This window comes from Opitutus sp. GAS368, assembly GCF_900104925.1.
In the GTDB taxonomy this organism is placed as follows: domain Bacteria; phylum Verrucomicrobiota; class Verrucomicrobiia; order Opitutales; family Opitutaceae; genus Lacunisphaera.
Map to the genome: position 1 here is coordinate 3,406,641 of NZ_LT629735.1, position 14,885 is coordinate 3,421,525.

12 protein-coding genes and 1 pseudogene are annotated in these 14,885 nt (G+C 56.9%); 10 read left to right on the forward strand and 3 right to left on the reverse strand.

The window, feature by feature from the left end:
- Nucleotides 1-560: 560 nt before the first annotated feature.
- Nucleotides 561-1,208 (forward strand): hypothetical protein, encoded by a 648-nt coding sequence (locus BLU29_RS14470; protein ID WP_091059331.1) that lies wholly within the window; start codon nucleotides 561-563, stop codon nucleotides 1,206-1,208.
- Between the two features lie 844 nt (nucleotides 1,209-2,052).
- Nucleotides 2,053-3,285, forward strand: a complete 1,233-nt coding sequence (locus BLU29_RS18440; protein ID WP_197677723.1) for an NAD-dependent epimerase/dehydratase family protein — start codon at nucleotides 2,053-2,055, stop codon at nucleotides 3,283-3,285.
- Between the two features lie 200 nt (nucleotides 3,286-3,485).
- Here BLU29_RS18440 and BLU29_RS14480 read toward each other — a convergent pair whose 3' ends face one another.
- A complete protein-coding gene (locus tag BLU29_RS14480) occupies nucleotides 3,486-3,929 on the reverse strand; it encodes a type II toxin-antitoxin system VapC family toxin (protein WP_091059334.1) in 444 nt (147 codons plus the stop codon).
- 2 nt (nucleotides 3,930-3,931) lie between these two features.
- Complete coding sequence (locus BLU29_RS14485) at nucleotides 3,932-4,156, reverse strand: type II toxin-antitoxin system prevent-host-death family antitoxin (protein ID WP_091059337.1); 225 nt, start codon at nucleotides 4,154-4,156, stop codon at nucleotides 3,932-3,934.
- A 169-nt stretch (nucleotides 4,157-4,325) separates the two neighbouring features.
- On the opposite strand from BLU29_RS14485, the pseudogene BLU29_RS18840 reads away from it, so the two are divergent.
- A pseudogene (locus tag BLU29_RS18840) lies at nucleotides 4,326-4,421 on the forward strand (NAD-dependent epimerase/dehydratase family protein); the annotation flags it as partial.
- Between the two features lie 116 nt (nucleotides 4,422-4,537).
- Entirely contained in the window at nucleotides 4,538-4,846 is a 309-nt protein-coding gene (locus tag BLU29_RS18325) for a hypothetical protein (protein ID WP_091059340.1), read from the forward strand.
- On the opposite strand, the gene BLU29_RS14495 is transcribed toward BLU29_RS18325, so the two are convergent.
- On the reverse strand, nucleotides 4,836-7,124 hold the full coding sequence (locus tag BLU29_RS14495) for a right-handed parallel beta-helix repeat-containing protein (RefSeq protein ID WP_091059342.1): 2,289 nt from the start codon (nucleotides 7,122-7,124) through the stop codon (nucleotides 4,836-4,838). The genes BLU29_RS18325 and BLU29_RS14495 overlap by 11 nt on opposite strands.
- A gap of 45 nt (nucleotides 7,125-7,169) precedes the next feature.
- Between BLU29_RS14495 and BLU29_RS14500 the strand changes: the two genes are divergently transcribed.
- Genes BLU29_RS14500 through BLU29_RS14520 form a run of 6 tightly spaced genes read left to right on the forward strand, consistent with a single transcriptional unit; the run spans nucleotide 7,170 to nucleotide 14,870 of the window.
- Entirely contained in the window at nucleotides 7,170-7,937 is a 768-nt protein-coding gene (locus BLU29_RS14500) for a class I SAM-dependent methyltransferase (protein WP_091059344.1), read from the forward strand.
- Nucleotides 7,934-8,668 (forward strand): hypothetical protein, encoded by a 735-nt coding sequence (locus BLU29_RS18170; RefSeq protein ID WP_157693904.1) that lies wholly within the window; start codon nucleotides 7,934-7,936, stop codon nucleotides 8,666-8,668. The genes BLU29_RS14500 and BLU29_RS18170 overlap by 4 nt, the downstream gene beginning before the upstream one ends.
- 26 nt (nucleotides 8,669-8,694) lie before the next feature.
- Nucleotides 8,695-10,035 carry a hypothetical protein gene (locus tag BLU29_RS14510; protein ID WP_157693905.1) on the forward strand — a complete coding sequence of 447 codons (1,341 nt, stop codon included), beginning with the start codon at nucleotides 8,695-8,697 and terminating at the stop codon, nucleotides 10,033-10,035.
- Nucleotides 10,032-11,111: a glycosyltransferase gene (locus tag BLU29_RS14515; RefSeq protein ID WP_091059352.1), complete on the forward strand. Its 1,080-nt coding sequence runs from the start codon at nucleotides 10,032-10,034 to the stop codon at nucleotides 11,109-11,111. Before BLU29_RS14510 ends, BLU29_RS14515 begins: the two co-directional genes overlap by 4 nt.
- Nucleotides 11,112-11,118: 7 nt before the next feature.
- On the forward strand, nucleotides 11,119-12,537 hold the full coding sequence (locus tag BLU29_RS18175; protein WP_157693906.1) for a hypothetical protein: 1,419 nt from the start codon (nucleotides 11,119-11,121) through the stop codon (nucleotides 12,535-12,537).
- Nucleotides 12,534-14,870: a glycosyltransferase family 4 protein gene (locus tag BLU29_RS14520; RefSeq protein WP_091059354.1), complete on the forward strand. Its 2,337-nt coding sequence runs from the start codon at nucleotides 12,534-12,536 to the stop codon at nucleotides 14,868-14,870. Before BLU29_RS18175 ends, BLU29_RS14520 begins: the two co-directional genes overlap by 4 nt.
- Nucleotides 14,871-14,885: the final 15 nt, after the last annotated feature.

The window sequence follows — 14,885 nt, forward strand, 5'->3', positions numbered from 1 at the left end:
AGAGAAGTAAAGATCCCCGGGGCAAGCCCCTGGGGCATTCGGAAAGTGGAGGCGGGGCTATTAGCCCCGCGAGGCATGCATCGCGTGACCGCAACCCGCGGGACTGATAGTCCCGCCTCCATCCAAGCCGGAGCAAGCTGCTCCGGGGTATTGAACCCAAAGGAAATAAATCCAACCCCTCCTGTATTTCCTCAGTTTCCTCCTGTAAGAGACCTGTCTTGGTCTTTATCCGTTTAATGTTCCTGCACTGCCCATGAGCACCCGTGACAGTCACCCCTTCGCTTTAGCTGCGGGGCAACGCCTTCTGGCCTTGCCATCTTCGCGCTGTCGCGCTCCGTCCGTGAAATCCGCCTGCCAGCCAAAGGCCTGGCGACGGCTGGTGGTCAAAAAGGCTCGGGTGTGAGGATCAGAAGTTTTGTTCAAAATGAATTGAAGTATGCGGGTTTCTCCGCCTGACTGCCCGGGCCATGAACCCGAAACCCGCCGTTGCTGGTTGGCTGTTATTCGTTGTTGGTTCGACCCGGCAACCCTCAACCCTCAACCCATAACCCTACCGCCAGATGTCATCGTCGGTTGCCATTGATCGGAATCACGGCCTGGTCCTGCCGGGCAACCGGCCTGGGGCGGTGGTCGCCTTCGAGCGCGCCATGGTGGACTTCTTCGTCGACGCGGCCGAGCTGCTCGGGGTGCCGAAGTCGGTGGCGGCGATCTACGGCATCGTGTTCGCCTCGCCGGCGCCGCTCAGTTTCGCCGACATCGGGTCGCGGCTCGATATCAGCAAGGGCTCCGTGAGCCAGGGGCTGAGGGTTCTGCGGGAGGTCGGGGCGTTGCGGGCCATGAGCGTGGAGCCGGGAGCTGGGAGCCTGGAGCTGGGAGCTGGGAGCGTGGAACCGGGAGCTGGGGGCTCGAAGCTCAAGGCTGGTAGCGCGAAGCTCGAAGCTGCCACACCGCCAGCGCGCGGTGTTTTGTATGAGCCCGACATCGAGATGCGGAAGCTCATCGCGCGTTTCATCGAGCAGCGCCTGCAACGGCAGCTCGAGTCGGGGAAGGGGAAGCTCAAGGTCCTGGCCCGGGGCGCCGCGGCGTTTGCCGCCCCGGACCAGAAGGTGATGCAGCAGCGCCTGAAGAAGCTTTCGCAATGGCACGACCGCACGCGGGCCCTGCTGCCGATCGCCCGCACGTTCTTAAAGCTGGGAGCAGGGAGCTAGGAGCATGGAGCGAAGCGCCGAGAGACCTGACGGAGCCGCGAGGCGGAGATGGCATTGCGCAGCAATGGCCAAAGGCCGACTGAATCGGGCGCCCGTCGGGCAGATGAAGGAGCAAACCTGAAAATTTAACACGGAGATCGCAGAGAGCGCGGAGCAAAACCCAAGACATTTTTAACCACACGAAGCGCGGCAGCGCGGAGATGGTCACCAGCAAGGTGACCCCGGAGCGAAAGCTAAGGGGTGACTGGCGCGGGTGCCCCTCCGGGCAGCGGCGGGAACAAATGACACGGATATACACGGATGATGGACGAGGAGCAGGGACGCAGCGCCGCAGCGCGGAGATGGCGCGCGCTTTGCCGCGTAAGCCCCGGAGCGACAGCAAAGGGGTGTCCGGTGGCGGGAGCCCTGTGGGCGCTACAGGACACAACTAAGAGCATGGAGATGTTGGCCACAAAAAAGCACAAAGAACGCAAAAAATAGAAAACGTATTTAACGCGGAGATCGCAGAGAGCGCAGAGACCGAACTGTAGGAGGGGCTTTAGGCCCCGATGGGGCAAGGGTAGGGCGAATTGACCAGAGGACGGAGGACGGAAGACGGAGGACGGAAGACAGAAGACAGAGGACAGAGGACAGAGGACGGAGGACGGAGGACGGAGGACGGAGGGTAGAAAGCCGATGACAGAAAAATCCAACGAACCAGCCGGTTGCTTCCACCAGGAAGTGACCAAGCGAAGCGCTGTGCGCATCGCTTGGGGTTATGGGTTAGGAGTTATTTGTTATTGGTGGGACGTTCGGGACTGACAACTCTCAGCTGATAACCAAGAACCGCAGCTCGGCTGCTCCCATGCCCAATAACCCTCAATGTCTAACGAATAACGGCAGCAACTGTTACTTGGTAACAGGTGCTGCAGGCTTCATCGCCGCCCGGGTCTGCGAGCTCCTGCTCGAGGCCGGGCACACCGTCGTGGGCGTGGACAATCTGAATGATTATTATGATGTGAGGCTGAAGGACTATCGCCTCGCGAAGTTATTGGGAAGGAGTTATGAGTTAGGCGGGGATGCGAAAACATCCATCTTCTCCAATAACAAAGAACCCTTAACGCATAACCGCTTCGAATTCCGCGTGCTTGATATCGAAAACCTCAAAGAGGTCGACGAGCTCTTTGCCACGCGGAAGTTCGAAGCCGTCTTCAACCTCGCCGCCCGGGCCGGCGTGCGCTACAGCCTCGAATTCCCCGAACTCTACCGCCGCACGAACGTCCTCGGGGAGGAGAACGTGCTCAAGTGCCAGGTGAAATACGGGGTGACGAAGCAGGTGCTGGCGTCGAGTTCCTCGGTTTATGCCGGGTGTCCGATGCCCTTCACGGAGGACCGGCCCTTGCAGGTCGCGCAGTCGCCCTATGCGGAGACCAAGAAGCAGGCGGAGGCCCTGGCCCATGATTATCATCGGAAGCACGGCCTGGACATCACGGTGCTGCGTTATTTCACGGTGTTCGGCCCCGCCGGCCGGCCCGACATGGCGCCGCTGCGTTTCATCAAGTGGATTGACGAAGGCACGCCTATCACGCTCTACGGCGACGGCTCGCAGGCCCGGGACTTCACCTACGTGGACGACATTGCGCGAGGAACAATTTTGGCGGGAAAATTGTTCGGAGGGCGGATGACGGAGGACGGAGGGCAGATGCCGGACGGCGGAGGGCGGATGACGGATGACGGAGGACAGAGGGCAGCTGGCAGAGGTCAGCCGTCAGCCGTCAGCCATCAGCCCTTGGCTCCCGGCTACGACGTCATCAACCTCGGCGGCGGCCGCAACCCGATCAGCATGATGACCGTGATTGGGTTCATAGAGCAGGCGCTCTATGACAGAGGACGGAGAACGGAGGACGGAGGACGGATAAAGGCGAAGATTTCGGGCCAGCCCTCCAGCCCGGCCGATATGGCCGCCACCTGGGCCGACATCGCGAAAGCGAAACGGCTGTTGAACTGGCAGCCGGAAGTCAGTCCGGAGGACGGTTTCCGCAAGACCGTGGATTGGCATGTGCAGAATCGGGACTGGTTGAGAGGTATCAGGTTGTGAGCGACCCACTTTCCAACACCCCTCGTCGTGGCGTGGCACCCCTCTTGCTAGAGGGGACCCAGACTCACGCCGGTTCAAATCCCCTCTATGAAGAGGGGTGCCAGCAGGGCGGGGTGTGTCTACCGGCACATGTCGTCTCGGACTGTAGGGTGGGGTCGCCTGACCTCGCCGTGGCGGCATCAGCGATGCCGCCCTACAACTCAGCCCGCGTTCTTCGGCCAGAGCTTCAGACCCTCACCGGCGGCGGCCTTGCCTTGCCGGCGGTCATAAGTGACGAACCAGATTGCGCCGGACTCCAGGGCGTGACCGATGTGCAGGGCGTCCAGCGAGCGGAGGCCCCGGTGCTGGCGCAGGAGATGGATGGCGCGGGCAAAGATACCGGGCCATTCCGTGCCCGGCCGGGCCAACACGCCTTGCTTCAGATCCTTGTCGAGGGAGCCGACGATCTGGTTGACGCCGATGGTGGAGAGATCCCCTTCTTCGCGGCGGCGTTCGAGGGCATGGGTCAGCTCCAGCTCATGCAGCGAGGAAAAAGGCAGGGGCGGAGCGGATTTGCGGACAAAGGCGGACAATTCGGCGGTTTCCGGCTCGCGCACGTAGAGTTTCACCAAGGCGGAAGTGTCCAGGTAAAGATCGAAGGCCATGGTCAGTCCCGCTCAGCCAGGATGGTGGCGCTGAGGGGCGAGCCCTTGATGCGCGCGGTGCGGGCGGCGAAATCGGGCCATTTGGCGCGGGTGGCGGTGGCTGAGGCGGGCACGAGGCGGGCGATGGTGCGGCGGCGGCGGGTGACGAGAACCTCGCGGCCCTGGTCCACGTGGCGCATGACATCGCTCAGGTGGTGCTGCATGTGGCGGAGGGAGACAGATTTCATGTGCAACCAAATGACGCACAAGCCGGGATGGCGTCAAGCCGGGAGTCGGGGCGTAGCAGGGCGCGGCGCCTGTGAGCATGTGCGTCTCAATGACGCACAAGCTATTGCCACTGGCGAGGGTGAGGGCGGCGGGGGTTTGGGACGGGAGCCAGGGATGGCTTTTGGCAGCAAAGGCACGCCCATCACGCTCTACGGCGACGGCTCGCAGGCCCGGGACTTCACCTACGTGGACGACATCGCGCGGGGAACAATTTTGGCAGGAAAATTGTTCGGAGGGCGGATGACGGAGGACGGAGGGCAGATGCCGGACGGCGGAGGGCGGATGACGGACGACGGAGGGCAGATGTCAGATGTCGGACGTCAGCCGTCAGCCGTCAGCCCTTGGCTCCCGGCTACGACGTCATCAACCTCGGCGGCGGCCGCAACCCGATCAGCATGATGACCGTGATTGGGTTCATTGAGAAATCTCTGAATAGGCTCCGTGCTCCCGGCTCCACGCTCCCTGCTACTAAGGCAAAGATTTCGGGCCAGCCCTCCAGCCCGGCCGATATGGCCGCCACCTGGGCCGACATCGCCAAGGCCAAGCGCCTGCTCGGCTGGTCGCCTCAGATTACTCCCGAGGAAGGCTTCAAGCGCACGGTCCAGTGGCACATCGACAACCAGCGGTGGTTGAGCGACATCAGGGTGTGACTGTCTTAACCTTTCTGGGTCCGGCCTCGTTGATGATCTTATCCATTTTCTTCTGTGCCTTCGAACTGAGTTTGGATTCCAACACTGCGTCTACATCAAAGCCTGCCGCCTGCCATTCGGCCCAGGAGTTAAGCGGTTTCCTGATCTGGGCCTGCTTCAAGACAGCCTTCACCGCCGGAGACAGACCTGCGAAATGATTGCCGGAGAAAATATTCTGCGCACCGAGCAAGCGAATATCGTAGGGCAAAAGAACATCGATGAAATGATTGTCCTCAATGCCCAGTTGCGAGGGCGTGAGCGGGTCATGAGCTTCACGATCCCGAATTTCGGGGTAGGCCGCATAGTAGGGCGAACCCTCCTTCAGGAAGGGCCGCAGGTGGTCGAGGGAGGTTTGATAGGAACCCTGCGCATCGACGAGCAAACCTGTTTGCATATGCGAGAAAAAATTACCTATGACGGTGTGGTAGCTGCCTCCACCGAGCAGGATGCCAGTCGTCTCGATATCGTCGAAGACGTTATCCCGGATGAAGCTATTCTCGAGCATGTCATCCAGGTAAACCGCCGGAGCCAAGCCACCCGGGACATAGCGTTTGGCGGGAGGCAGTTGGGAATTGACGGAGTTAGAGGGCAGGAAATGCCAGCCCACAATATTCCGGAACACGTTCCTCTCAATATGTGTGCCGCGATCAGCCCAGTTCCGGCCGGCATAGATCGCACCCGCATCGTTCGTCTCACGGCAGACATCCTCAATGAGGTTCGCCAGGATGCGGTGATTGTTGCCGGTAAAGGTCACCGCGCTGTGTGGAGCATGGCTGATATGGTTGTGTTCCACTACCAGGCCGACACCATCCAGATAAAGGGCCGGCAGGTAGCAGGCCAGCAGTTGGCCAAAGTTTCGCAGTTCGTTGTCACGCACGATCGTTTGCGCCGGTTTCAGGGCAGTCTTGTCGCCACCGCTCAGCTTCATACCGCCCAGGCCCGTGTCGCGCACGATGTTTCGGTTGATCAGCAGTTGGCCGTCTGTTTTGGCGACAATGCCCCAGCCGGCGGCAAGCGCGACTTGATTGTCAGTGAAGGTGCAGTCCGAGACGTCCTCCAGGCGGATGGCATCACCAGTCGCTCCTTCCCACACGAAACCGGAAAAGCCGACACGGCTGACGCCCTTGAGATGCAGCATGGTGGCAAGTCGGGATATGAAAATCTCAGATCCGTGTTCCGAGGATTCGGGTGCGAGCACGAGCAGCTCACGTGTCTGCGGATCGAACCACCATTCACCCGGCTGATCCAAGGCGGCACGGGCGTTTTGCAGATAGAAGCGTGTGCCTGGCACGAGCGGATAGGACGTAGGGCTGGCCAGATGCAACTCCCCAGTGGTCGTGTCGTAACCTGCGACGGGAACCATCTGGTCATACCATTCTGGCTGCGAGAAGACGCGAATCTCAGCACCAGTAACAGCCAATCCCGTAGGGAGGCCATGAACTGTGAAACGGTCCGTTGTAGCGGTCTTTGGCACGGCCTCGACATAAGCCCAGCCGTCGTCCGGGCGGTCGGTCCCGACAAGATTAGGCCAGCGCGCCAGTGGCAGGCGCCGGCCATTCCAGAAAACCTCAAAGCTTGGTCGGGAGCGACCAAGACGGGATTCGCTCGCCAGTCCGTTGGTGGCCACAGGTTCCGGCGGCAGACGGAAGGTAAGCAGATCGCCCCGGTCCCAGTGCGCTTGCGTCGGAGTCAATTTGGTGCCGCCGATCAGCCGAACCGTGCCGGGCTTTTCCGCGCGATAAACAACGGGCGCGTCGGCAGTGCCAGAGTCCTCCGGGCCAAGCACAACAGTCTCAGTGAGATAGTAGGTGCCGGTGTGCACGTAGACTTCAACCGGGCCGATGCCACCGGCCTTCCGCCACTGACGGACCAGTTCGCGAGCAGTAGTGAAGGAATCACACACTGCATCAGCAGAACGGGGCATGATTCGGCTGCTGCCCCCTGGGTCTTTTATATCGGCGGCTACGTAAAGCTCAAATGATGGCCGGGGTGCTCCTAGAAGATTATTGATCCCGATAACAAATACGATGCATAGGCTAGATTGCATTAAACGGCGAAAGCCAAACAGCGCCGAAAAAATCCGGCCTCGATCGCATATGTTTCCCATTAGATTCAGGGAAGCGCTGTTTGCGAAGGCTATAAACGCCTTGGCAAGATACATGAGAGTTTGGCTGAATCTATGGCCTGACACCATGAGGTGCTTTTTCTTGCGCCAGTCGTAGGCTGCTTTTGTTGACATGATTTATTGATCCCAATTGAGGTTCAGCGATCTTAATCACATAACATGAAAATCGATACAGTAGAATTTGATGGAGAAAGAGTATATCCGGAGAACTATACGCATCTCAGGCCGCTCCTTTATTACCACCTGGCGCGCTATGCTTTTGCCAAATCACTGTTGCGCAGAGGAGACAAGGTTGTGGATATTGCCTGTGGAAGCGGCTATGGAACATACGAGTTGGCGAGTATCGCGGAAAGTGTAATAGGGGTGGATATCTCATCCGTGGCGATTGACTACGCTCGCAAAAACTTTCCCGCTGGTAATATCGAATTTAAGATCGGAGATGCAATATCCTTGGATACAATGCTGTCAGGTTCGGTTGATGCAGTGGTTTCCTTTGAAACCATCGAACACCTAGCCGATGCGGATCAGGACTTATTTCTAGATGCTGCGCAGAAATCACTCTCTCGCTCAGGGATCTTGGTCATTTCTACTCCGAACACCATGGTGTACAGCGGTGGCCGGGCGACAAACAATCCACATCACTTGCGCGAGCTAACCATTGAACAGTTCAGAGAAAAGCTGGGAAAAAGGTTTGGTGTGGTCCAAATATTTGGGCAGAGAAAGTTTGAAGGCTCGACAGCGAAAGGCCTGATGCTCCTCCTCGGAAATGTTTTGGTGCGATTTTGGAAGATGAATTTCAGGGGGTTAAAATTCAATGGCGATATAGCCCAGCAGACCGGGGATTTTGAATTCCCGAGTTACGGATTGGCGGCGTGTCCTTACCTAATTGCTGTTTGTAAACGGCCCACGGCGGCGGTCAAGGAATGAAGTCAATCTACGTCGTCTTCACGGCCAGCGTTAATCCCCACGCCCAAGCTTCAATCACGGCTGGAAATTTAAGCAGAGAAGACGAATACATTGAGGCAATCTCTGCGAACGTTCGCCTTGGAAGGCTTTCAGGAGTCAACGCAACATACATATTGGCCGAGAACTCAGAAGCGGCTGCGATGCGCTTGCGAAGCGCCTGCGGGCAACTTGGAGTCCGGTTTATGCAATGTGCGGTCACTCCCGAAGGCTTCTTTAAAGGCAAGGGACATAGTGAGGCCCTAATGCTAAATGAAGTGATAGAGCGATTACCCGACGAGCCGAGCTCGATGGTTCTTCTGAAGGTAACCGGGCGCCTGCAGGTTCAAAACATGGACCGGCTTATTTGTGCGGCTCGCAACACATCGAGCGATAGTCTCGTCAATTTGTACTCGCGGGCGAAATATGCAGATACTCGTGTGATGGTTATTTCCGGCAGTTTCTGGAAATTGGTCATGCCACTCGTAGAAACCATTGACGACTCCAAGCATCGTTACTTGGAGCATATCGTTCCGCTTGCGATCAGCACTGCAACAAAGGCGGGGCTGAAATGCGACTATTTGCTGCCGCCTCCACAGATCCGCGGGAGAAGCGCCAGCACCGGACAAATCTATGAGACATCGCCGGCGGGCTATGCCCTAGAGTATCTAAAGATCCTAGCGAAGAAGTTCATTTATCGGCAGCGCAAACTCTAAGCCGTCGAGGGGTTGCTGCTTTCAGATTGAAAATACCCGTTGGCACAGAAAGAAACAACCGCATTTGGCGGGCTGTAGGGACCTCTTTTATTTCGAAAGGAGGCACGCTGCTGGTGCAGTTTATCGCACTTCCAATTGTGGCCAGAAAACTGGGCCCGGAAATGTTTGGCGTCTTTGCCGCCATGAGCACGATCCCGGCCTTCTTTTCCTCGGCAGATTTGGGAATAGGCCCTGCCCTGGGACACAAGCTGGCACTCGGAGTGGTGGGCGACGACAGGCCATTACAGGCACGCTATTTTAGAGCCGCTTTTGCTGTTGTCGTTTCGGTGGGGATTTTGATCGCCGGGTTAGGCGCAGGGTTTCTGCTTCTTGGCAAAGCCGATTTTATTTTCGGTAGACCATTTGCTGCTCATCAGGTGCAGCTTCAACAGGGCTGCTGGATTGTTTTGGGCATTGTTGCCATGCAGGTAATTGTTTCAATAGGCGGAAAGGCGCGTGCAGGGTTTCAAGAGATCCATTTGAATAACATCTTTGGGGCCACCGGTAACCTAGTTACAGTTTTGCTGCTGCTCATTGTCGCTTGGCTGGATCCCGACCTGATCTTGATAATATTGGTTGTCTACGGAGTGGGTTTGGTCGCGCAGTGCAGCAACCTCATTCACTTGCTGGTTGGCCGACCTTATCTTCTTCGGTCGCAGGTTAGCAATATATGGCAAGACATTCGCCGCCTGTTGACTGATAGCATCCTATACGCTGTGGCTATCGGATTAATCGGGTGGCAGCGTGAATTGGCCAAACTGTCACTGGGGCGGTCAGTTGGGCCTGTCGAGGTTGGACATCTAGCTATATTGCTGAGCTTGGCTTCAATGTTTGGAGGCCTTGTGATAATGGTCACAGCGCCGGTGTGGCCAGCAATAGCAGATGCAAGAGCGCGGTCTGATGCATTGTGGTTGGATGTATTATGGCGGAAGCTTAACCGGCTCTCTACGGTTTTTGCTCTGCTGGTCGGCGTTTTGATAGGGGGAGGCGGGGGAATCGCTGTTCGATATTTATACGGCAACTCATATGACATGCCCGCCCAATATTTTTGGCTCCTCGGCCTCTATTTCCTTATTTTCGTGTTGGGACATATCCGTTTCACATGGCTTATGGGGCATAATCGCATGAAACAATTGGCACTAATCGCAGTGCTGGAGTTTGCCTCGAACGCAGCTTGCCTGTGGGGATTCCACAATCATTTGTCGATTGAGTTCCTGCTTTCGATACTTGTCGCGAATCATTTTGCTTTTTCCGTATGTCTGCAGGAGGCCTTGCGGCGGAGGGTGCTCAATTTTGAGCTTCCGCACAATCCCCAGAGCGATTCATGAAGATCCTACTCTATGAACCGGGCAATACGGGGCATCGCCCGGTTATTCTTCGTTACACGATTAAGGTCTTGGAGCAGGCGTGTATAAGCTGGATTCACGAAGCGCGTAAACAGGAGAACTCGGCTTGGGGTTTGGTGAAGAAAGCAAGGGAGTCTGATTGCGATATTATCTATGTATTGACCGTGGATGGCATCGCGGGGTTTACGTGGCGGGTTTCACTGATCGCGCGTTTCTACGGCATTCGGGTGATCTGCACCTACTATCTCTTCAATAACCTGAGCGCAGGCTGGAAATCATGGGTCTGGCGTGTGTTGTTAATCACGGGCAATATCAACAGAGTGCATATCTCGGATGAGCGACTGAAACGCGGACATGATCGCTACCCCAAGCAGGCATGGTTTCTTCCCGATCCTTGGGATCCGGATGAGTTTCCAGAATGGACTCAGGAAGCTGCTCGGAAGCGACTGGGGATCACAAATGGCGCGACGGTTTTTCTGATGTTCGGATTGATAGATGAGCGTAAGGGGGCTGATATGTTTCTTCAAGCCTCTCTGGCGCTGGCCGAAAAACGCACCGCCCGTGCAGTAGTATTCCTGTTGGCAGGCCAAATGAGTCCAGGCGTTCGCAAATTATACGATAAGTGCTGCCAGCATTCCGGCGGGAATTATAGCTGGATAGGAATAGACCGGAGAATGCCAGAGGATGAGGTGTCTATTTATTATTATGCGACCGACTATCTTCTCTGCGCTTATCCCCCATATTTTAAGGTTTCAAGCAACACAGTCACTAGGGCTTTGGCAGCAGGCCGGCCGATCATCGTTCCGTCCCATGGATTGAATGCAGCTTTGGTGAATGATTGTGCATGTGGATTGCTCTTTCACACAGGCAGCCTGTCGGCATTGACGAAGACTCTGGCGGAGGCCGTTGAACTCAGGTGCAATAATATTCCACGATACGAGAAAATGTGTGAGGTTGCACGTCAAACCGCTTGTTCAAGGGGGCTGAATGTTTATGGCACTCATTTGTGTTTGAGCATTGATAGTCTCATGCATCGAGATGCTTTTCGCACATACTGACCCTGTAATGAACTCGACCCGTTATCTTTTGCCAACAGAACCTTGGAAAAACGATCTTTTGCGTGTATTACTAATCGTCTATCCATTTTCTTTCGCTCTCGATTTTAAGGGCCCCGGGGGCGGATCACTAGAGCAGATCGTAATGGCGGTCAGTTCAGTGGCTGTTTTTTTGGCAATCCTCATCACGGGGTCGCTAAGAGCAACCCGTGGTATAAAGTTAGTTATCTGTTCTTCCTTCTTTTTTTCCGTTTTGGGTTGCCTGTCGGCTATTTATTACAGTGTGCCCGCAGACCAAATGGTGCGGCTAGTTTTCCCCTATTGGCTATTCATAACCGGAGTGTGGGCCGGCACGGTGGCAGCAAATTCCCTGGAGCTAGCATGGGGTCTTTTTCGGGCAATGGTGAGTGCGGGTGTGATTTCTTTGTTCTTCAGATATTACTACGCGACGGAAGTAAGCGGATTGGAAATGGACGAGATGCGTTACCAAGTGCTTTCACCAGCTATTTGCAGTCTGATCGCCTATGTTTGCGCGACCTTTTGTTTTATGCGTAAACTGAATCTCGCCGCGATGTTTATCGCGGGAGCGACGATTGTGATAATTTCCCTTTCAGTTACGCGCTCTTTTCTAATCACCTTCGGTTTTACTGTCGTGGGAGTGTCTTTACTGATCACGCGTCTCAATTGGGGTAACCCGGGCCATAAGATTTATTTCCGCTGGCGCAAAATCGGATTGATAATCGTTTGTTGCGGCACCGTCATCGGCTTTGCGGCGGCCTATAAAATCAGACCCGATGTTTTCGACGTGTGGGCTTCTAGGCTGTATTCGGATCGTGTAAACACTAGTTCTGGCGATGATGTTAATCTAATTTCGAGGGTCGCCGAGGCCAAGGGCATTTGGGAGGAGGTGAGTGAGACGCCTTTAAAGATATTTTTTGGCAAAGGGTTTGGCAACACCTACCACTGGAGTGATTCCTATATGGCAGACGTAAGGTCGGTCTCTGAGGAAATAGTTACGACTTTTTTTGCGCCAACTTGGAACGCGGCACACTCGCCTTTTACCTATGCATTATTCTTCGGCGGTATTCCGGCCATGCTTTGGCAGGTCTGGATTTTTGCAGCCCCGTTATGGCATGGATGGCAGCGTCTGCGCTGGCTTCGCACAATAGCGGACTCGCGTTTTCTGCAGTTATTCACCTTTAATCTGCTCTCGTTGTTTTTGTTTCTCTCCCAGAGTCTGACATCAAACCCGTTCGGTGAAAGATTGTCGGCCCAATATTTAGGGCTATCAATCGGCCTGTTGTTGGCAGCCGAAAAAACGAGCAGGTCACTTGGCTCCGGACATTTAAACCCTTCTCAGGACCTTCAAGTCGATGGCTCCTTCCATCATCGGCCACAATATCCAGTACGTCCGCCCAGTAAATCATGATAAGGATTTGTGTTCTTTGGCAGAGTTACGGACCGTATCATTTCGCCCGGCTCGCGGCCCTGCAGAAGCTGTGCGCGGAGTGCGGTCATGAGGTGGTCGGACTGGAGGTGGGCGATAAGACCAGCACCTATGGCTGGCGCAGAACCGGCCCGGGGGAGCGGGGGATTGTCACGCTGTTTCCTGGTCGGGTGGCGGAAGCAGTGTCGCCCTTGGCGGTCCGGCAGGCGGCGAAAAAATTCCTGAAACAAGCGCGCTGCGAGGTGATCTTCACGCCGAGTTACTGGCCCTTGTATGGCGTCCTGGCGGCAATGGCGGCAAGATCGCTGGGGATGCGGGTGGTCATGATGAATGACAGTCATCGGGTGACTGGGACCAATTCAGTGCCGGTTTTCGCCGTGAAAAAGCAGATCGCTAAATTGTATGATGCCGCCTTTGTGGCGGGATCTGTTCACCGGGGTTTTCACCGAGAGTTGGGATTCTCCGATAAAAACATATTTGAAGGCTATGATGCCGTGGATAACGCCTATTTTGGCGCCCGGGCGGACGAGGTGAGGAAAGATGCAGCGCAATGGCGGAAGCGCCTGGGGTTGCCGCAGCGATTTATCCTGAACATCGGGCGCTTCGTGGCGAAAAAGAACCTGCCGAGCTTGATCAAGGCCTTCGCCCTGGCCCGCCGCAGGGGCTGGCTGAATGGCTGCGACCTGGTGCTGGTGGGCAGCGGGCCGGAGAAAGACCGGCTGACCGGCGTGGCGGAAAGCGAGCGGCTGAAGGTGGTCGAGGGGCGTCGGGACGAGATTGTTTCACCGAGCATCGCGGGGGCGGAGGTCGTGCGCTTCTACCCGTTTGCCCAGATCGAGGAACTGCCGGCGTATTACACCCTCGCGGAGTGCTTCGTCCTGCCCAGCCTGTATGAGGAGTGGGGGTTGGTGGTCAACGAGGCCATGGCCAGCGGATGCGCCGTGGGGGTCTCCAACGCCGTGGGTTGCGCTTCAGACCTAGTGGTGCCCGGCCGGACGGGGTTCGCCTTTGATCCCGAAAACATCGGGCAACTCGCCGACGGACTGCGCTCAGCCTGCCAGGATCAGGCGTTCGCCCGGCAATTAGGCGCAAACGCCCGGGACCATATCGCCGGCTGGTCCTGCGAGCGTTTCGCCGAAAACGCCCTCAAAGCCGCCGGCGCCGCTCTCGCCGCCCCGCAGCGGGCTGCGAGCGAAACCAGCGGTGCACAGGCGACAAACCGTCCGGCCGTGGTGCTGCTGCAGACGTGCTTTCCCGATTATCGCGAACCGGTCTTCGATGAAATCGGCCGGCGGTTCGCCGGTGACTTCGAGCTGATCTGCGGCGAAGACTATTTCACCCGCGACGTCAAAGTGTGCGCGCACCCCAAACCCTGGCGCACTCCGGCGGGCAATGTTTTTCTATTTTCCCGCAACCTGTTGTGGCAAAATCGGGTGGTCGAGCGGCTCTGCGAGGCGGACATCGCGCTGCTGGAGCTGAATCCCCGCGTCATTTCGAGCTGGGTGATTCTGCTGGCGAGAAGGATGTCCGGAGTGCCGACCTTGCTGTGGGGCCATGTCTGGGCCCGCGACGGCATCGGTGCCTGGACGAATATCATTCGTTTGATGATGATGCGCCTGTCCGACGGCATCATTCCCTACACCTATACCCAGGGAAAGGAACTGCAGCGCCGCATGCCCGGCCTGCTCGTTGTCACCGCTCCCAATTCGTTGGTGCCGAAGGCGGCGTGCGTCGCGGCGATTGCGCCGATGGAGCGCACCACGGACATTATTTTTGTGGGGCGGGTGAAGCTGGACAAGAAGCCCGGGCTGCTGCTGGAAGCCTTCGCGCTGGCGATTCCTCACCTGGAGCCGGAGGTAAGGCTGGTTTTTGTCGGCGAAGGGCCGGAGACCGCCAGCCTCAAGCAGAGGGCAGGGGAGCACTACCTGGCCCACCGGGTGATTTTCCGCGGCCATGTGATCGATGCCGTGAAACTGCGGGAAATCTATTCGACGGCGTTCTGTGCGGTGTCGCCCGGCTATGTCGGCCTGAGTGCGATCCAATCCTTTGCCCATGGCGTGCCCATGGTGGTGGCGGATCGCGAACCTCACTCGCCGGAAATCGAGGCGTGCTTTGAGGGGCGGAACAGCCGGTTTTTCAGCAGCGACAATAGCCGGGATCTGGCGGACAAACTCGGCGAGATGTGGCGAGACCGGGGGACCTGGTGGAGTAAACGGGCCGATATCGCCAGTTGGGTGGCGGAGCAATACAGTGTCGAAAACATGGCCGACGGCTTTGAATCCGCCGTCAGAGAAATAAAGGACAGGCGAAACTGATGGGGGCAGCAGAGG